This is a genomic window from Pelagibacterium lentulum (assembly GCF_003992625.1).
Taxonomy (GTDB): Bacteria; Pseudomonadota; Alphaproteobacteria; order Rhizobiales; family Devosiaceae; genus Pelagibacterium; species Pelagibacterium lentulum.
Genome location: NZ_RZMW01000048.1, coordinates 32422 through 51340, shown reverse-complemented (window position 1 = coordinate 51340; position 18919 = coordinate 32422). Strand labels below are relative to the sequence as shown.

Here is an 18919-nt window from a genome sequence, read left to right as displayed (position 1 = left end):
TTTTTGCACCCCCTAACTTCCCCCTGCATTTCGCCTTCGGCCCTCCTCCATCCTTGCCCGCATCGGTCGCTGGTTGGCAGCGACACAAGGAAACGCTCGGAGGCCCGATCCATGCGACCCGATCTCGCCACGCTCCCCCCACGCTATCTGCGCACCAAGGAAGCTGCAGATTTTCTCAGCCTCTCTGCCCGGACGCTCGAAAAGCACCGCACTTACGGGACCGGGCCTGCCTATCACAAGCTCGGTGGACGCGTTGTCTATTCGGTCGAAGACCTGCAGTCCTGGGTCAATAGCGGCTCGGTGACATCGACGTCAGACCCTGGCGGCAACGTCCTTCCGGCCAAACGCCGTGCCCATGAGGGTTCGGCTACGCGCGCTTCCCTCCAGCGCTAGGACGCCCGCGATGCATGCCGATCACGTCCATAGGCTAGATCCCTTCATTATCGCGACCGGGAAGGCCAGTCCGCGTGACCAGCGCGACCTCATGGAGCGCCCGTTCTTTTCACTGGCAAAGACCAAGCGCACGTCCCCGATCCTTTACGAGGCCGGAGGCGTCAACGTTGAAGTGTTCGCCGTTGCTGAACATGGCATGGCAACCATTTGGGACGCCGATATCCTGATTTGGGCCGCCGGGCATGTCGTCGAGGCGCAAAATCAGGGCTATGCCACCTCTCGGCTGCTCCGCTTCACGCCCTATCATCTCCTCAAAGCGATCGGACGCGAAACAGGATCACGCGATTACCGGCTTTTAAAGGGCGCATTGACGCGCCTGCAATCGACCGTCGTGCGAACAAGCATCAGGCAGGGCGCGCATTGGCGCCGCCACCAATTCTCCTGGATCAATGAATGGAAAGAGCGAACGACGCCGGATGGCCGCGTCGAGGGCATGGAAATCGTGCTCGCCGATTGGTTCTATCAAGGCGTCACGGACCGATCTCTGGTCCTCGCCATTGACCCGGCCTATTTCCGGCTAAGAGGCGGATTTGAGCGCTGGCTTTATCGCGTTGCGCGCAAGCACGCCGGACGCCAACAGCAGGGTTGGGCATTCGAGTTCGGCCACCTCCATCAAAAGTCCGGCAGCCTCATGAGGCCCTCTGACTTTGCTATCCAACTCCGACGCTTGACCGCTCGCCAGCCCCTGCCCGGCTACAGCTTGGCGGTCCGCCGTGATCGCCAGCGCGAAATCCTTCACATTTCGCCGTCGCGTCTGGGCCCAGTGCCTGTGGACAGCGCTGTGAACACTATTGGGACTTCGCACGCATCACCCATCGGGATTTCCCACGCACGCCGGACGGGACTTCGCTCGCAAAGAACGCACCGAAGCCACTGAATTCAAACGACGATCCCGCCCCGTAACTCAGAGTCTAACAGAAAACCTAACTCTTATTTTGCCGCGAAAAATCGGGGAAAAGCGCTGCCGCCACAGGGGACCAAAGTCTCTTGGCGTTTCGGTTGCCGCGTCTGCTACGGAGATCGACTATGTCCAACACGTCGTCATCGTCTGCCAGAACTGAGACCGGGCGCATGACGCATGTCGAGCTCACCTGGCAGGAAAAACGGATCGAGTTTTGGATCAGATTTGGCAACGCCCAATCCGAACAACGACTTGATCGCCACCGCCGTATCGTTTCGTTCGGCCCTAACACAATCTTTGCGTTCGTGCGCTGGGCTGCCAATGACTATGGTACCGTCATCTCTCGTATCGATATTGTGCGGACAACCACTGACCGCGAACCTTTTCAAACACTGCCCTTCGTACGTCCAGGCGGGGAAATCCTGCTTAAAATCCAAAGCTGGCAGCGCGTCGAACGCGTACTCTCCCATATCGATAGTATCGAAGCGCTCGACATCGATCCCACTGAGGTTGCACCCGACCATTGGCGGCATGTCCATAGCCGCGTGATCACGGGTCTTGAACCGCGCACCTACACATTTGCGCGCCACCAAGCATGGCTCAAGCGGCGGAGTGTCGGCCAATGAACCGGATCGCCATCCTCTCAATCATGCTGGGCAGCGCCGGTTTGGTCATCGCCCCCGCATGGTCGGGACATAAGCCAAGTCTCATCTGGAACGCTTCAGCGAGTGTCCCAGTTGGGCTCTATAAAGTCCATCAAATCGGCACACTGTCGGTCGGCGATCTTGTAACCATTGTGCCACCGCCGGCGCTGGCAGATGCCCTCTCCCAGCGCGGCTATTTGGCGTCCGGCGTTCCCCTTATCAAACGGGTACTCGCCCTTTCGGGAACGACGGTCTGCCGTATCGCACAAACAATCTACGTCTATGGCCATCCCTTTGGCGAGGCTCGAACGCGCGACAGCCTCGGGCGCGAGTTGCCCTTGTGGCAGGGGTGCCGACCGCTAAGCGAGAACGAAGTTTTCCTCATGAACTGGGATGCGCCCGACAGTTTTGATGGGCGCTATTTTGGACCGCTTTCGGCCGACACCATCACTGCCCGCCTCTCCCCGCTCTGGACCGACGAAGAGGAAAACGGGCGCTATCACTGGCATCGTGACGAGCCGTCTCCCTGACATTGATCTTCCCACCAACTCTCGAAAAAGGAGCCGCCAAATGACAAAGATTGGACAGTTTACGCGTGAGGACACGGGGTTTACTGGTCACCTCCATACGCTCACGCTCTATCGTGAAATCTGCATCGTTCCAGCCGAGCCGTCCGATGTCAGTGGCGCCCCCGACTACAGGATCTTCCATGGTGCAGATGATCTCGCACCCGAAATCGGAGCGGCTTGGACACGCACCAGCGAGAAGGCCGGCGAATTCTTATCGGTATTGATCGATGACCCTGCCCTCCCCGAAACCATCCGCGCGCATCTGTTCTGCAATGGCGCCGATAAGACATCTTGGTCGCTGCATTGGAGCCGGTCGCCCAAGCGCGACGGGAAAGACTGAGCCATGCCGCGCCCAGACCATTTTATTCGCAGTTTGCGCGGGCTGGCAGGAAATATCGCGGCTCGGCGCATCGCGATCATCGTTCTTCTCGGCTTTCCAAATGGAGAGCTGTTCGTCCCCACTGTTTATGCCGAGCCTGTGCATCCTGTGGATGCATCATTGCACCATCCAACCGCATCTTACATTGCCGAGGCCGCGCTTCGGTTTGGCATACCAGAGCACTGGATCACAGCAGTGATAGAGGCAGAAAGCGCGGGGAACGTCCGCGCAATCTCTTCTGCCGGTGCAATGGGATTAATGCAGGTGATGCCAGACACATGGGCAGAACTGAGCGAACGATATGGTCTCGGACATGATCCCTTTGATCCGCGCAATAATGTCTTGGCGGGCACAGCCTATTTGCGCGAAATGTTTGATCGCTATGGCAGCGTTGCTGCAATGCTCGCTGCTTATAATGCGGGGCCCGGACGCTACGACGACTACGTGGCCAAGGGTCGTACCCTGCCGGCCGAAACCCTCGCTTATGTCGCTTCACTCTTACCGTTAGTCGATAGTGAAGCTGTAGCTGCGCTTGGGCAGACTGCACCGCCAATACCAGACGATTGGCGTTCCGCGCCGGTCTTTGTTGCATTGGGACATGGGCCTAACGCCACCAATAGACACCTATCCGAAGACAGGCAGCGAACTGGACCGTTGCCGGCAACGGCACCGCAGGAGGGCAACATCGCTCCACCCAGCGATACCCTCTTTCCGAACCGCCCGGCTTTCCGAGCTGGCCAATGAAGAGAGCGCGGCCCATTCGCAGACCTTCGCATCGCAGCGCACCGCAGCGAGAAGTCAGGTTGGAGGCAGAAGAAGCAACCGGGAGATGGCGAGATAAAAGCACGCACATTGCGCGTCGGTCGGTCGGTTGTTTTCGTTCGCGTTTTCGGCGTTTTTCACACCTTGCTATCGCACTTCACAAGGTGCGGGTACCCGCGCTTTGCCCAGAGGCATTCGCATTTTCGCACATTGTGGAGCCTTCTCATGGCAGATGAGGAGTTTCGTATTCGTCCAGGCCGTCCCCGCTCAACGCGCGCCCAAAGCGCGCGTCCGTTCATCGCCCAGGCGCTGGCAGCGGCACAAAAAGCTGGTGGACACGTCTCGCGCAATGGCCGCGTTCGCGCGAGCAACGGCTCGCGTTTCGGGCGCGGACGTACGGCTACGGTCCAGGCCAATCACCTGCTCACCCGTCGTACCCGCATCGTGGTCATTAAGGCACGCGTGGTGCGGCATCATAAGCGCGCTACGCCAATGTCAATTCACATCAACTATCTACGCCGCGAAGGCGTTACGCGCGATGGCGAAAAAGCCATGCTGTTTGGTGCCGAAGGTGATGACTTAGACCCCAGCGCGTTCTCCGAGCGGTGCAAGGACGACCGACATCATTTCCGCTTCATCGTATCGCCAGAAGATGCAAGCAGCCTGTCAAATCTCCGGGGATTTGCAAACGAGCTCATGGCGCAGGTTGAAAAGGATCTCGGCACAAAGCTCGATTGGGTTGGTGTCGACCATTGGAACACCGACAATCCGCACTTGCACATCCTAGTCCGCGGCCGACTCGCCGATGGCCAGGACCTTGTCATCTCTCGCGATTATATCAAAACTGGCATGCGCGCGCGGGCCCAAGACCTCGTCACACTTGAATTGGGACCGCGCACCGATCTCGAGCTTCAGCGCCAAGTGCAACAGCAGGTCCAAGCTGAACATTTCACACAACTCGATCGCCAATTGCATAGAGATGCCCAGCCGACCGGCGTGATCGATCTCGCCCCCGCGCCCAAGCGACAACCCGATGAATATCAGCTTCAAAAAATTGGACGGCTCCATAAGCTCGAAAAGCTAGGACTCGCGCGCCAGCTTGGCCCCAACCAATGGATTCTCGATGAGAATTGCGAGACGATTTTGCGCCAATTGGGAGAGCGACGGGACATCATCAAACGGATGCACCGCGCCTTAGCCTCGGGTGGTATCGAACGCGGGGCTTCGAGTTATGTTCTTGCTGCCGAACATCTCGAGGCGCCGATCGTGGGGCGCATGGTTGAGCGTGGGCTGGACGATGAGCTAAAGGGCACGGCCTATGCTGTGATCGATGGGGTCGATGGTCGAACCCACCACATCAAATTACCCGATCTCGGCGCAGCCAGCGATGGCACTCCAGGCGCGATCGTGGAGCTGCGACGCTTCGATGACGCGCGCGGACAAAGCCGAATTGCCCTTGCCGTCCGCTCTGATCTCGACATCCAAACACAGGTCAGTGCTTCTGGGGCCACATGGCTCGATCGCCTTGCGCTTTCCAATGAAACCAGCGCACTTTCTGAAGGTGGTTTTGGCGCTGAAATACGAGACGCACTAACCCGGCGTGCCGAGCATTTGATCGAACAGGGGCTCGCTGAGCGCCGGGGCTCACGGATCATCTTTTCTCGCAATTTGCTCGAAACCCTCAAGCGCCGCGAGCTCGACGCGGTCGGTCAAAAACTATCGACCCAAACGGGACTGAAGTTCAATCGCCTCAGCAATGCTGACTATGTCTCCGGGACCTATCGGCAGCGCCTCGCACTGGCGTCTGGACGATTTGCCATGATCGAGAATGGGCTGGGTTTCCAACTCGTGCCCTGGACGCCCTCGCTCGACAAACAACTCGGCCGGCAAATCTCGGGCATCGCGCGGGACAATGGCGGCGTCACTTGGGACTTCGCGCGCAAACGCGGCATCAGTCTCTAGCCGGGAGCAGCACCATGGCCGCCACAAAAATACTATGGGGACAGATTGGCGTGGTCTTTCTCGTTGTCCTCTTTACGAGCTGGTCCGCAACGCAATATGTCGCCTGGAGTCTTGGCTACCAGGCGCAGCTCGGGGCGCCTTGGTTCGAACTCTTCGGTTTGCCGGTGTATGTCCCGCTCGCCCTCTATTGGTGGTGGTATTTCTATGGCGCCTATGCACCCAACCAATTTGCCATAGGCGGAGCCATCGCGGCCTCTGGCGGGGTGATTTCGATTGTGGTGGCCGTCGCAATGTCCGTATGGAGGGCGCGTGAGGCTACGTCCGTTGCAACCTATGGCTCTGCCCGTTGGGCGGAGCCCGAAGAGGTTGCAGCGGCCGGCATACTCGGGCCAGACGGTGTCGTCCTGGGTAAATATGATGAACACTATCTCCGTCACGACGGGCCTGAGCACGTCCTTTGTTTTGCCCCCACACGATCGGGCAAAGGCGTCGGTCTTGTCATCCCCTCACTTCTAACCTGGCCTGGTTCAGCGATCGTCCACGACATCAAAGGCGAAAACTGGCAGCTCACCGCCGGATTTCGCTCTCAGCACGGCCGCGTGCTACTGTTTGATCCAACCAACCCTCAGTCCGCAGCCTACAATCCCCTACTCGAGGTGAGGCGCGGCGAATGGGAAGTGCGCGACGTTCAGAACATCGCCGACATCCTGGTGGATCTCGAAGGCTCGCTTGAAAAGCGTAACCATTGGGAAAAGACAAGCCACGCTCTGCTCGTGGGCTCAATACTCCACGTGCTTTACGCTGAAAAAGACAAGACGCTGGCCGGCGTTGCGTCCTTTCTCTCCGATCCCAAGCGCCCCATCGAAGCAACACTGATCGCGATGATGCAAACGGCACATTTGGGCGAGGCTGGTCCCCACCCGGTGATCGCCAGCGCTGCACGAGAACTTTTGAACAAAGCCGACAACGAACGTTCAGGGGTCCTCTCCACCGCGATGTCGTTTCTAGGACTTTACCGCGATCCGGTGGTGGCACGCGTGACGCGACGCTGCGACTGGCGCATCAACGATCTTGTCGACAATGAGCGGCCGACCTCACTCTACCTCGTCGTGCCGCCGTCGGACATCAATCGCACCAAACCGCTCATTCGCCTCATCCTCAATCAGATCGGGCGCCGGCTCACCGAAGATTTGCACGACAAGGGCAGCCGGCATCGCCTCTTGCTCATGCTCGATGAGTTTCCCGCCCTTGGCCGGCTCGACTTTTTCGAAAGTGCGCTCGCCTACATGGCCGGCTATGGGCTTAAGAGCTTTCTGATCGCTCAATCCCTCAATCAGATCGAAAAGGCCTATGGCCCGAACAACGCAATTCTCGACAATTGCCATGTGCGCGTCAGTTTTGCCACCAACGACGAAAGAACCGCCAAACGGATCAGCGATGCTCTGGGCACCGCGACAGAAATGCGCGCGATGAAAAATTACGCCGGGCACAGACTTGCCCCCTGGCTCGGCCATCTGATGGTCTCGCGATCAGAGACCGCCCGCCAACTGCTGACTCCCGGAGAAATCATGCAGCTTCCCGCAACCGACCAGATTGTGATGATTGCCGGCACGCCACCGATAAGGGCTAAGAAGGCGCGCTATTACGACGACGTTCGCTTCACCGATCGCGTCCTGCCCCCTCCGACCCAAATGCGGACGCCGGATCCCATGGGCAACGACTGGAGCCAATTACCGTCTCCCGCACAAAACGCGGGAACCGAGGGGCTTGCTGAACCTGAAGCAGAGGATGGAGAAGCGACCGAAGGCGCACTTCACCTGGAACTTGCTGGCTGCGAACAGAGGTCCGTCGCGCCACACCCTCCGATCGACAACGAATTCGAGTTCGAACCATCCGAGTCCAGCGAAATTGCGATCCATAAACGCTCGAGCCGAACCAAGAAGGGGTTGGCACGCCAGGCCTCGCTCGATCCCAACACTGGCTTGGAGCTCTAGATCATGACCCCGCCGAAGAAAAAAGCCCAGCTTTCCGTCTATCTTGATCCGACCTTAATGACCTCCCTAAGCGACTACGCGGCGCGACGGGAGCTGTCTATGTCCATTGTTGCTGAAGCAGCAATCGCGTCATTTCTGTCGCCCGACGCCGATGAGCGGCGAGAGGCAGCCATCACCAAACGTTTAGATCAGCTCGATCGGCGACTAAGACGTTTAGAGCGTGATATGGGCATTTCCGTGGAAACCCTGGCGGTGTTCGTGCGATTCTGGCTCGCAACGACACCTGCCCTTCCCGAACCGGCAGCCAGCGCGGCGCGTGCCAAAGCTATGGGGCGTTATGAGGATTTCGTCACGGCACTGGGTCGGCGTTTGGCAAAGGGACCGAGGCTCAGCCAGGAGGTTAGCGAGGACGTTCGAGGAGAGTGACACATTTCAAATGTGTGCCATTTCCGGAATGCCGTGGATCAGTCAACAAGCAAACTTTGCGCCTACATCAATTTCAGCCCCTTCCGTCGCTTCAGGTATCCCCTGTAATGGCGAACATGGAATAGTAGTAGTCGAGCTTCGAAAGAATCGAAGTGGGCCCTAATCTTGACTATGATGGGGGGGCATGTTGCAGATAAAGTGGGGCTTCAGAAAGAATTATGAAGAACAGGTTCAGGCTGCTGCACGCACGGCTAGCCGAAATTGAAACCAGACCGAGATGGCGCCTGGAGGCATCACCGACACCGGCTGCTGCGGTGGAGATTTCGTTTCGCACCGCCGCGAACGATGCGTCTGGATTGGCCAATGACAGTCATGTATCGGTACTGCTCGGCCGGAATGGTGAAGGAAAGAGCCGAATCCTGTCGGGAATTGCCACAACCTTTCAACTGCTACAGGACTATGCTCGAAGTGGTTCACCACGCGGAGTCCCTCTGGCTAGCCTAGAATACATCGCTTGCGGTCGCCACCATCAGGTTACCTGCAGCGGCTCGAAAATCCTGCTCAGCATCGACGGCAATTCGGCGCCCATTCATGAGGCTGCCTTGCCAAAGCGGGTAATCGGCCTGTCAATGACTCCCTTCGATAAGTTCCCCATAGGTGGAGCGCGGCGACCACGCGCTCTATCTGATCTGCAAATGTCTGATGTCTACTCGTATCTCGGGATGCGAGAGCGAATGGGCCAAGTGTCCACAAGCGCGCTGCTAACGCGCGCGCTGGAGGGCATGGTATCCCGTATAGCCCGTGACGACCGTGGCCGCCTAACTCGTGTTTTCGATTTACTCGGATATCTGCCAGCAGTCGACATCGTCTACCGACTTCATGAGAGGAGCTTGATGGAGGCCTTGGTCGAAGGGGCAAACTTGGATGAGCTACTCGGCGCACGTCATCGCAATACGGTTTATAGCAATAGGCTGCAAGAGCTATTGGCAAGAGATGAGGAGGCAGTCGATGAGGCGCGTGAAGCCGCCCGTAACGTGCTAAGCGAATCGAGAAGAGGCTTCGTCCATCTCAGATTCGATTTTGAGCAGCCCGATTTTTCAGGGCTAAGGTTTTATGCCAGCTTGCAGCTCTTACGCCGACTCGGTCTCGTCCGGTTGTACGCCGTCGAAGTCGGACGAAAGAGTGGGGGAATGATTGATCTCAAGGAAGCCAGCTCGGGGGAGCTGAGCATCGCAATTACTTTCATGTCCCTAGCAGCCGCGCTCGAGGATGACTCGCTAATCTTAATCGACGAGCCGGAGACCAATTTACATCCCGAGTGGCAGGCACGCTACCTTGATCTGCTCCTAAGCACGTTCAGTTCTTATCGCAACTGCCACTACATACTCGCGACACACTCCCCGCTAATACTCAGTGATTCTCCTCAAAACGCGACCTTGGCATCGCTGAGCAGTGCTTCGTTGAGACACGGCGAGGAAGTCTCAGGACGCCCGGTCGACTTTCTCTTGGTTGAAGCCTTTGATGTCGCCAGCGGTGACAATTATTACGTCCAGGAACAACTGGTGAAAGCACTCCGGCTAGCAGCCGACGGTGAGGCGAGAGGTTCAGAATACCAAAATACTGTCCGCTCACTCGTCCGGATCCGATCAATGATCAAGGATAATCCTGGCGTGGTAGAACTAATCGGCGACCTGGAGAGGATTGCACAAAAGGTGGTACAAAAGTGATCGCCAACCCCGTAGCCTATGATTCAGATGAACAGGTTCTCGTCTCAACTATCCTGGAAAAAGAAGGTTTCGACGCAACAATCTGGAGCAGTGAAGAGCTGGGTGACCTGAAATCACGAATTAAGCAGCACTACATCCGGGAACAGAACTATCGCTGCTGCTACTGCCAACAGCCGCTTTATGCACATCACGGACGGGCGTGGGACATTGAACACGTCATTGCGCGCGCCACTCGTTGCGAATTTATGTTCGTGCCGCAAAACCTTGCCGTCGCCTGTGTCGAGTGCAACCAGTCGAAGGGCACAGAGTTGGTGAGCGATCCCGATCGAAAGAGCTTTCCGGAACGAGCTAACCTTTACAAGATCGTGCATCCCCATTTCCACATTTGGCATGAGCACATCGAGCTTGAGGGCGAAGCAACTTACCATGCCCTTTCATCCGAGGGTAAGTTCACCATCTATCATTGTGACCTATTTCGATTCCGGGAACGAGTGGTGGGAACCAAACAACCAATACGCGACCGCAGGTTCGAACGAGACATAGGCGAACTCCGAATGGCGAAGACCTCGGCAGAAGCCCGGCCGATAATTGCTTCGATCATGGCTCGACTGGAGATAGAGGACGAACGCCAGCAGGTAGCCGGAGTTGGAATCTGAAGAGCGTTGTGCACTAAGGAGCCCGCTTAAGGCGTTGTAATTTCACTAGGTCGCATCGCCCGCCCCAATCACTCACTTCAAACTGCGACCTTTTCATTTGTCGACATCGTCGAAAATCGAGCGCTTCGGTGACTCATCATTTGGTGCAGGCGCTTCTCGCTCTTGAGACAAAATATGCGCCCAGTCTATTTCATCGCCCGATTCTTCATCTCGTTCTCGTTTGCGCTCCTCGAGATTACCGACCGAGCGCCTAACCTGATCCCGAGCCTCTTCAATGAGGACTTCTGCGTCCTCGTCGACGCCGAGCGCTTCAAGCCAGTCGAGAATTCCAAGCACGTTTTTGAAATGGCTGTCGGGCTCTTCGTCAAGGTCTGCATCTTCAACAATCTGCTCAATCCGAGCCTCGAGAGACGGCAGTACCCGCGTGCGCAACGCCAACCCTAATTTAGCGAGTCGAAGCGAGGGCAACAGCGCAAGAATTTCCTCCTCTTCAAAAAAGGAAATATCGTTGTCGTCGAAAACGGCTGATTCCAGTTCATCGGCAGCACGTTCTCTCAGCTCCGATGGCAACACTCCTATCCGTTGGGCTCGCCCAAAAGCCGCCATGCGGGGATCGCGGGCAAGGAGATCATACGACCAACAGCGGCGCGTCAACACACTCGGATATTGGCGGACAATTTTGGCAATGACCGCGTCGCTAGCTCGGTAAGCTAAGTACTGAAACAGCATCCAGTTGAGCTGAAGTTCATCGGGCGTTCTGCCGAGGCGATCAACTAGTGCATCATCCAGCGCTGAAGGTACGACCAATGCATCGCGGATGGCAGGACTACCTTCGCATATGAAGCTACTGAGAATCGTGTCGATCGTTGCACCGCGGATTAGCGCAGCCATCATATGCGGTTTCTGACGAAGAATTTCTGTCAGTGCATCAGAAATCGTAGGGTGTGCAAACGTCCACTTGGTGCCCGAAAGCTTGAGGAAGGATCCTTTGAGCTCGGCAAAACAATCCTGGAGTTTGGTTAAGCTATAGCCTGTTAGCTCGGCGACCGCGTCCGCCGCGGCACCATTGTGATCTGTTGGATCGAAACCGGCTTGATGAACATATACAAGGAGAAGTGCAGCCTGGAGTGGGCCATCTAGCGCGTTCACAGTGTCAACAAGATGCTCGCGAGGTTCTTTCATGAAGCGCACGAGCGACGCCGCGCGGGGCTCCAGACCTTTTGTAAAGTTCGGATCGCCAAGTCGTTCGGCAATGCCTGGTAGAAAGCCATCAACCTCCGCGACTGCCGCTAGGTGTGGTTTAACATTTGTACGCCAGCTTTGGCTCTGTCCCCCAAAATTGACGTGGTTGTAAAGGATCTGCGACTTTTCCATTAAGGTCAGATCACCAACATCGACGACTGCTTCATTATTAGTGAACTGGGCGAGATTGCGCGCACCCAAACGAAGCCGAGCGGCTTCATAAATGTGCTTCCGGGAGGTGAGTAGGAAGCGATTGCCATGCGAGATTGCAGCGCGCAGCTTAGCGAATGCGGAACTCCAGTCCTGCACATAGTCGTTGCGCAGAACGTTCGAGCCAAATGCATCATCGATCCAAAAAAATCGACCCGGGTCGTTTGGATTCCATCCAGCCTCGAAATCCCGCGGACTGGTCAGCGCAAGTACAGTGCTATCCGGATTTTCCGACGCTATGGTCGAAATGATTGCACCTATAGCGGATTTTCCGCTTGACGGATTGCCGAGGAGTAAGACTACGCCGTGTCGAGCGATAGCGTGCACTGCATCACGGTGCGCCTGGGTCGGCACATACGTACGCAACTTCGGGAGCCAACTATCAAGTAGCATTCGGCTTTGTTCACTTAACCGTTCATCCACGATGGAAGTCAGATCGCCCAAGCCATATACTTGCGGAACCAGCGCTCGCAAACGAGCACTGTGCCGGATCGTGCGAATGACGTACTGGCGGCCAAGAATGTGCGGCTTGCGCACACCCAGTGCTCGGAGCCTTTCACGGAACTGTAAAGCGACAGGCGCATCGACGCTCATATTCGTCATGAATGCGTAGGTGTCGGCTTGCCCAGCTTTGACCAACGCCTCAACGTGCGCAAGTTCAGGTGTGAGATCACTTACACGAAGCGATTTTCCAGCTTCAGAGGTGTGTTTGCACTGTACGGTGCCGATAGTCGCGTCACCAGATCTGGAAGGTATCAGGAACACGGCATCCTGGCCTCCATCTTGTGCCTCTCTAAACACTTCAACAGGACGGCCGAGAGCCACTTCGCAGACCTGTGAGCATAGATCTTGGAATGCACGCCACCCGATTGTATGCAACGCCAAATCAGTCCATGGGCCGATAGCCTGTCGTGAACGAAATCCCGCCCGCCCTGCCTTCGCATTCTCGCCGAGCACACGCGTTTCTTCCCGATTTGGCTCGAAACGCATAAGTCACCCGGCCTTGCCAACTACGCGAATATCATCGGGTTCGCCGTGGGTATTGTTCCATTCGTGTAGAGCCGCGGCCACTTGGTCGATATAGGTTGTACCCTCAGGCAATTGGCCGAACGGATCTGACTCGCCGTCACAAATGTCCACGAGATATTGCTGCAAATTCTTTCGCAAATCAGGATCACCAGTGACGCGCAAATATGCAGAAAGCGGTTTGTCTTTGCCGAGCTCTGCGCCTCCGAGGCTGCGCTCGAAATCGGGAATGTTGCAGCGGTGACGCACGACGATGCCGACTTTCCTACATTCGACTATCTCGTCATATATCGACTGGTTTATGGTCCACATTCCATTGCCTCCACCATCCCCGTTAAATGGCCAGTCGACATCATGAACAATGCTGAACGATAAATGAAAGTGCCGAAGCATCTTTATTAATCCTGGCAAAATTGCCTTGCCTCGCGCCCGTATAACTGTCGCTCGATCAGCGAGTTCGTGATTGGCTTCAACGATGGCTGCAATGAATGCTGCGTGCTCTGTGTCACCTTCGACCAGTATTGGATGGGACCCAAAGAACACCTCTGAAAAACCCGCATCCATTTGCTGGACCGCCTTCAGATTCCTTTTGGTGTCCGCGTCAAATGCAACTTCGTCAGCCCGATAGGTCTTAGTCCCTAGCGCAGACTGGTCGCCTCCAGTCCGCTCGAGGCGGACGACAGTCGTATGATCTTCAAGCGGGTTGACGAAATAGGGCGAGTGTGTCGTCATTATCACTTGCCATTCGGGATCTTTCGCTAACTGATATAGATGACGCTGGGCAGCACGCGCCGCAGTTGGATGAAGCGCGTTTTCAGGCTCGTCGATCAGCAGCAGATAACCGGGGAACGCCGGGTCGTCTGCTTCCGGCACCTTCTCTCCAGTTTGAAACGCCTCCAGCTTAGCAAGCGCTGCCGCCTTAGCTTCTTCTTTCTTGGCCGCCTTCACCGCCTTTTCGAGCGCAACCTGTGTTTCGTTGTAACGCGAAAGTTGATTGTGAACTGTAAGCATTGACCAGAACAATGCCCGACGCGCCCCTGACCCCTGTTGTTCTAGCGACGTTTCGACTGCTCCGTCGGTTACGCGAATTCCCGAGCCTTCTTTCAGAAGCTTCTCGAGGTCATATTTCGGTTCGGCCATCGCTACCTCAAGTCGAATACCCAATCCGGGAAAAATGCCCGCGAACCCTTTATGGACGTCTCCAGCAATTTCGGAGAAGCGCGCTTCGTGATTTTTCGACAGTTCCGACACGATCTCGGACAGCTTCGCGACCGATAGAGCGAGGTCGGAACCTGGGTCTTTTTGAAGTTCGCCAAGGTCTTTAGCAAACGGAGAGAGAGCTAGGGCTAGCAGCACGGTTTGGGTTTCGGAAGCATCTTGCAGTGAACCGACACGCAGGGGACGCGGTAATCGCGACTTAAAGACATTGTCCGCGCCACCTGCTTTTTCGTTGTCCGACCAATCACCCGTTTCAGGATCCCAGGTCTTACGCACTGAAGTGCCATCCGCCGCCCACTCCCAGCGGCTCCGAACAACCAGCAAGTCATTTGTTTTTGTTTTCCACTTTTCATCGACGTTAGCCACCCCTTCGGGGATGTGAACGTCGAGTTCAACAATCGACGGTTCACCCTCTGGCGCCCAACGACAACGATCACGGGGGCCGGCAAACAATGTCGGCTTAATCGCCAGCTCGTAAGCACGAAGGATTGTCGATTTTCCGGCATTGTTCTTGCCGACCAAACAAACGACATTGTCGAGCTCGACGGAAACGCCCTCGGGCCCGATGCAGCCCAAATTCTTGACGACCAGTTTCAACAGCTTCGACCGGCTAACCATGCGCACTCCCCCCGAAAACATGCTAAATGGCTAAACTAGCAGAATGTAAGGGGGATGAGGCAAGTCGCGTCAAGGTAAGATGCAGAGAAATGGACAGTCACACAAACCGCTATTCGAATTTCTGTGCTTTTGGCGCGCCACTGCCGCGCCTCAAAGAACTGGGAGCGGGTTTCCGCGCAAACGAACCAATAGCACTAGAATCACTTAGATTTACATCTCTATTCCCATAACATCAAAGCGCACGAATTCATGCCAATTGAAATCCACGAACGATTGTCCGAATTTTCGTATGGGTATGGGGTGACTCGGGAGGTGGAGCAAATCCTGCGATCGCGGGGGCTTTCAACAACCCCCTTCCTGCCGAGCCTAATTCACGAAGCAAGTCTGGGCTTCGACGTTGCGTTCGATGTGCCGGGCGCACCGTTGTTACTTCAGTTTAAACTTGGCCAAGCGATGCGACGGTTCTCCCCGGGGCCGCGACCTTCGCTTGCACAGCCGTTCTGGCGGTATCGGATCGACACTGCCGAGCCCGATGGTCAATTCGAACTTCTGCTCAAAGCCGAACATGACGGAGCCGATGTCTTTTACGTCGCTCCAAAGTTTCACGACTGGGAAGCCTATTTGCGCGCCTTCGAAGACGGTCGGGTGCTCCGTAAGTCCTTGATCGTTCGACCAGGGGAAATTCGACAAACGCTGGATGCTAATGGCGTGCCCGATGGGCATCACAAAATCGTCTACGACAGACAAAATACCTATCTGTGCTCGGACCCCCTGGAACTCAGGCGAATAAAGCCCCGTAAGTTGGCGGACGAGGTAGAAGCGCGGATCGAAAGTCGAACAGTCCCAATCGCGGACGTGCTTGAAAAGGTTTTTGTCGGGTTGGGAGATAGAACGCCCATTCGCCGACCTGACCGTTCGACACAAGAGGTCGATTCTGAGCGCCTGACCTATGCCATCGCTTCCGACGAAGGCCGTCAATCAGCACTGCGCCAAGAACGACTAGATCGCATTGTCAAAAGCGGCCGCAACCGTGAACAGGCCATCGCCCTAGCGGTCGGAGCAGAGGCTTGGGCTTTGGGGGCGCAGCTGGTCTATGTCACCAAGCCCAACAACGGTTGACCGTACGAGACGGCGGCAAGGACTTTTTGCCCTTAAACGCAATTTCCACCAATTGATCGGAAGTCTTCAGTTCAACGCCAAGTTAGGGATCGAAGGCCAATGGCATCAGCTACCGATCGCGTTTATCGTCCTGGCTTGCTTGCCGGCCTTTTCCCAACCTTGCGGTGGGAGCTGGTGCTTGATCTGAAGCGAAACGGGACTGTACGCCTTTTTCGTGGAGACGTCCCTGCTGAATTGGCGTGTCTCGACATCACTTCGATTTCCACGGCAAAGGGTTGGATCTGGCACGCGGTTGAATTCAGCATGGGCGGGCAGACGTTCAAACTGGGCGGCCTGTCGCATCAGTCGGCCGAACAGCTCGCGGCAGAGCTCTATACATTTGTAAATTCACATCTTTTTGGCCTGATCGACCAAGACCGCGCTTCGCTCCTCAAAGCTAATTCCGGCTTGCGACGAGACCAATATCTGGCCCGCTCCGATCTCGATCGTGCCATAACGCTTCTGTCGCCTAATGTTTCTTTGGCGGTTCGGCATCCCTTGTTTGATCCAGAGCTCATGCCGGACACCTTTCGGGCTGCCCTACCCCATTGGCTGGGTATGCTCTTAAGTCCCGGGCTTCGGCATGAGCACAACGACGCTTTCGTCGCCGCAGAGCATGCCGCCTTTCGCGCGTTTTTTGACGATCTCGACGGACGATCGCTTTCGCTTCAACAACGCGAAGCCTGTATTCGCCTTGAGGACAACAATCTTTTGGTGGCATGCGCCGGATCAGGCAAATCCGCAACCATGGTGGGCAAGCTCGCCTATGTGCTCGAGAAAAAGCTCTACCGGCCGGACGAAATTCTTCTTCTGGCCTTTAACAAGAGCGCGGCCGATGAGTTAAAAAGCCGAATTGCCAAGCAATTAGAAGTCGAAGAAGGCGCAATCGAATGTCGGGTCACGACCTTTCATGCGCTGGGACGGGGCATCATACAAGAGGTCACAGGACGACCGCCCCAGCTTGCCAATTGGGTAGGCCACCCGGCTGGCGAGGCAAAACATTTGGATGTCATCATCAGCTCGCTATTTGAAAGCGACCAAGAGTTTGCTGACCTCTGGACCGAACTGCTCGTCGTACATCCCAAAGCCGACATCGCGCCCCAATATTTTGATCGGCAGGCAGACTACGATCGCTATATCGCAGCCCAATTCCACGATGGGAAGGTGACCGTCGGAACGCTCGCTGACCTGTATGTCAAATCCCTTCAAGAGCAAAAGATCACCAACTGGCTGTGGCTCAACTCGGTTGATTTCGAATACGAGACCCAAGTTGCAGTGGAGGACGAGAACGGGGAAACCCGCCATTTGCATCCTGACTTCTACTATCCTCAGACCGGCACCATTCACGAGCATTTCGCGCTCAATGCCGATGGCACCTCGCCGTTTGCCGACTACGCTATCCATGCGGAAGCCAAGCGGCAGTCCTATAGCCTGAACGAGATCGATTTCTTCGAAACCACCTCAGCCCAGGCCAGCGATGGCACGCTCATCAATGTCCTCAAAGCAGCGCTGACCGAGAGGGGCTATGTTTTCAAACGCCGTGGCTATTCCGAGATCAAAAAGGCGCTCAAGCCGGTAGTGATCGAGCATTACCACAAGATCATCTCCACCTGTATCAAGCACATTAGGGCACGACACCTCACGCTCGATGCTCTGCTCGAGCAAGCGAAAACCCTGCATGACAAGGCACGCGCAGAGCTATTTGCTCGCGTGGTCTGGGCAATAAGTCGGGAGTATTCAAAGCGGCTGGAAAGAGCCAAAGAAATCGACTTTGACTCAATGATCGCCGACGCCATTGGATTGATCGAGTCCGGCCAGTATCAAAGCCCCTACTCCTTGATCCTGATCGACGAGTTTCAAGATATCTCCGAGCCGCGCGCCAACCTCACAAAGGCACTCCGGCAGCAAAACTCTTCGTGCAAACTGTTCGCGGTCGGTGATGATTGGCAGTCCATCTACCGCTTTGCGGGGTCCGATATCAGCCTTTTTACACAGTTTGAGGATCACTTTGGTCAAGCCTGGACAGGACGGCTTGAACAGACCTATCGCTGTAACCAGTTGATCGCCGAGACGGCCGCTGACTTCGTCCAACGCAATCCCGCCCAGCTCAAGAAATCTGTGCGCTCGAACCGTGACGCAATTCCACGATCAATCCGGGTCATTCCGGTCGGCGACAAAGAGACCAAACCCGACTATACCCAAGCCTGCCATGCGCTGCTCGAAAGGCTCGACGCCGGCCTTGGAAACGTAGCAGAGCAATGGCGGACACAACCCGGCCATAAGCTCAAGGCGCTTGTTCTCTGGCGCTACAATCGGCTCGATCCTTTCGCAGGTAAGGCTCCAAGCTTTGAGAACATCGAAGTCGCCGGCATGTCCTTTCACCGTGCCAAGGGTCTGGAAGCCGACTATGTGATCCTCCTGGACGTCAGCGAAGGCGACTATGGTGTTCCCAGCCAGATCGAAGATGACGAATTGCTCAATCTCGTTATTCCCCGCCCAGAGCCCTACGCATATGCCGAAGAGCGACGATTGTTCTATGTCGCGCTGACGCGCGCGAGCAGAGCGGTCTATCTCCTCGCCCATCACCGCCAATCGTCTCGCTACATCCGCGAGCTCTGTGACATCGCCGGTGATGATGTTGGCGTGGAAACGATCGACGGTTCACCGCTCCAAGACCAATGTCCCGATTGCAAGATAGGTCAAGTGGTCCAAAAGAGTACTAAGACCGGATCGTTCTTTCGCGGATGCAATCAGTTGCCGACCTGTCGATACAGCGAAAATATCCCCTCAAAGGCCACGCGACGTCGCTCCAGCTAGTCGGTCGGTGAGCGCAGCGGTGAAAGGGTTTCACTTTTTGGTTGGAACGTCTCGCGCTGATGAGCATCCGTTTTTTATCCAGCAGCCGCCGATCACCGCATGAGGACAATTCGCTGTTGAACCAAGCACAAAAGTCGTTCTCTTAGTCAGCCCCAAG

The 18919-nt window shown here is 56.1% G+C and carries 14 protein-coding genes and 1 pseudogene; 13 read left to right on the top strand and 2 right to left on the bottom strand.

Annotated features, from left to right (window positions below; genetic code table 11):
* Window positions 1–111: 111 nt before the first annotated feature.
* The 11 genes and pseudogenes from EO133_RS18760 to EO133_RS18710 all read left to right on the top strand — a co-directional run bounded on the left by EO133_RS18760 (window position 112) and on the right by EO133_RS18710 (window position 10473).
* A complete protein-coding gene (locus EO133_RS18760) occupies window positions 112–393 on the top strand; it encodes a helix-turn-helix transcriptional regulator (protein ID WP_127074179.1) in 282 nt (93 codons plus the stop codon).
* Between the two features lie 10 nt (window positions 394–403).
* Window positions 404–1528, top strand: a pseudogene (locus EO133_RS18755) (replication initiator protein A).
* Window positions 1480–1980 (top strand): DUF2840 domain-containing protein, encoded by a 501-nt coding sequence (locus EO133_RS18750; protein ID WP_127074177.1) that lies wholly within the window; start codon window positions 1480–1482, stop codon window positions 1978–1980. The pseudogene EO133_RS18755 and the gene EO133_RS18750 overlap by 49 nt, the downstream one beginning before the upstream one ends.
* Window positions 1977–2528 (top strand): S26 family signal peptidase, encoded by a 552-nt coding sequence (locus EO133_RS18745; RefSeq protein ID WP_127074176.1) that lies wholly within the window; start codon window positions 1977–1979, stop codon window positions 2526–2528. The genes EO133_RS18750 and EO133_RS18745 overlap by 4 nt, the downstream gene beginning before the upstream one ends.
* Window positions 2529–2568: 40 nt before the next feature.
* A complete protein-coding gene (locus EO133_RS18740) occupies window positions 2569–2907 on the top strand; it encodes a DUF736 domain-containing protein (RefSeq protein WP_127074175.1) in 339 nt (112 codons plus the stop codon).
* A 3-nt stretch (window positions 2908–2910) separates the two neighbouring features.
* Complete coding sequence (locus EO133_RS18735) at window positions 2911–3690, top strand: lytic transglycosylase domain-containing protein (RefSeq protein ID WP_127074174.1); 780 nt, start codon at window positions 2911–2913, stop codon at window positions 3688–3690.
* 243 nt (window positions 3691–3933) lie between these two features.
* Window positions 3934–5670 carry a relaxase/mobilization nuclease domain-containing protein gene (locus tag EO133_RS18730; RefSeq protein ID WP_127074173.1) on the top strand — a complete coding sequence of 579 codons (1737 nt, stop codon included), beginning with the start codon at window positions 3934–3936 and terminating at the stop codon, window positions 5668–5670.
* Between the two features lie 14 nt (window positions 5671–5684).
* Window positions 5685–7664: a conjugal transfer protein TraG gene (locus EO133_RS18725; RefSeq protein WP_127074172.1), complete on the top strand. Its 1980-nt coding sequence runs from the start codon at window positions 5685–5687 to the stop codon at window positions 7662–7664.
* Window positions 7665–7667: 3 nt separating this feature from the next.
* Window positions 7668–8090 (top strand): CopG family transcriptional regulator, encoded by a 423-nt coding sequence (locus tag EO133_RS18720; RefSeq protein WP_127074171.1) that lies wholly within the window; start codon window positions 7668–7670, stop codon window positions 8088–8090.
* 218 nt (window positions 8091–8308) lie between these two features.
* Window positions 8309–9817 (top strand): AAA family ATPase, encoded by a 1509-nt coding sequence (locus EO133_RS18715; protein ID WP_127074170.1) that lies wholly within the window; start codon window positions 8309–8311, stop codon window positions 9815–9817.
* Window positions 9814–10473, top strand: a complete 660-nt coding sequence (locus EO133_RS18710) for an HNH endonuclease (protein WP_127074169.1) — start codon at window positions 9814–9816, stop codon at window positions 10471–10473. The genes EO133_RS18715 and EO133_RS18710 overlap by 4 nt, the downstream gene beginning before the upstream one ends.
* A gap of 93 nt (window positions 10474–10566) precedes the next feature.
* Here EO133_RS18710 and EO133_RS18705 read toward each other — a convergent pair whose 3' ends face one another.
* Together EO133_RS18705 and EO133_RS18700 are read right to left on the bottom strand one after the other, a co-directional pair.
* Window positions 10567–12915, bottom strand: a complete 2349-nt coding sequence (locus EO133_RS18705) for an nSTAND3 domain-containing NTPase (RefSeq protein ID WP_244640734.1) — start codon at window positions 12913–12915, stop codon at window positions 10567–10569.
* A 3-nt stretch (window positions 12916–12918) separates the two neighbouring features.
* The gene (locus EO133_RS18700) at window positions 12919–14787 is read right to left on the bottom strand and encodes an ATP-dependent nuclease (protein WP_206513551.1); all 1869 of its coding nucleotides are present in this window, start codon (window positions 14785–14787) and stop codon (window positions 12919–12921) included.
* Between the two features lie 249 nt (window positions 14788–15036).
* On the opposite strand from EO133_RS18700, the gene EO133_RS18695 reads away from it, so the two are divergent.
* Together EO133_RS18695 and EO133_RS18690 are read left to right on the top strand one after the other, a co-directional pair.
* Entirely contained in the window at window positions 15037–15906 is an 870-nt protein-coding gene (locus tag EO133_RS18695) for a hypothetical protein (protein ID WP_127074167.1), read from the top strand.
* 99 nt (window positions 15907–16005) lie between these two features.
* Entirely contained in the window at window positions 16006–18762 is a 2757-nt protein-coding gene (locus EO133_RS18690; protein ID WP_127074166.1) for a UvrD-helicase domain-containing protein, read from the top strand.
* The last annotated feature ends 157 nt before the right edge of the window (window positions 18763–18919 follow it).

Coding starts and splice junctions, on each gene's coding strand:
- EO133_RS18760 (WP_127074179.1), top strand. CDS start 112: ATGCGACCCGATCTCGCCACGCTCCCCCCACGCTATCTGCGCACCAAG.
- EO133_RS18750 (WP_127074177.1), top strand. CDS start 1,480: ATGTCCAACACGTCGTCATCGTCTGCCAGAACTGAGACCGGGCGCATG.
- EO133_RS18745 (WP_127074176.1), top strand. CDS start 1,977: ATGAACCGGATCGCCATCCTCTCAATCATGCTGGGCAGCGCCGGTTTG.
- EO133_RS18740 (WP_127074175.1), top strand. CDS start 2,569: ATGACAAAGATTGGACAGTTTACGCGTGAGGACACGGGGTTTACTGGT.
- EO133_RS18735 (WP_127074174.1), top strand. CDS start 2,911: ATGCCGCGCCCAGACCATTTTATTCGCAGTTTGCGCGGGCTGGCAGGA.
- EO133_RS18730 (WP_127074173.1), top strand. CDS start 3,934: ATGGCAGATGAGGAGTTTCGTATTCGTCCAGGCCGTCCCCGCTCAACG.
- EO133_RS18725 (WP_127074172.1), top strand. CDS start 5,685: ATGGCCGCCACAAAAATACTATGGGGACAGATTGGCGTGGTCTTTCTC.
- EO133_RS18720 (WP_127074171.1), top strand. CDS start 7,668: ATGACCCCGCCGAAGAAAAAAGCCCAGCTTTCCGTCTATCTTGATCCG.
- EO133_RS18715 (WP_127074170.1), top strand. CDS start 8,309: ATGAAGAACAGGTTCAGGCTGCTGCACGCACGGCTAGCCGAAATTGAA.
- EO133_RS18705 (WP_244640734.1), bottom strand. CDS start 12,915: ATGCGTTTCGAGCCAAATCGGGAAGAAACGCGTGTGCTCGGCGAGAAT.
- EO133_RS18700 (WP_206513551.1), bottom strand. CDS start 14,787: ATGGTTAGCCGGTCGAAGCTGTTGAAACTGGTCGTCAAGAATTTGGGC.
- EO133_RS18695 (WP_127074167.1), top strand. CDS start 15,037: ATGCCAATTGAAATCCACGAACGATTGTCCGAATTTTCGTATGGGTAT.
- EO133_RS18690 (WP_127074166.1), top strand. CDS start 16,006: ATGGCATCAGCTACCGATCGCGTTTATCGTCCTGGCTTGCTTGCCGGC.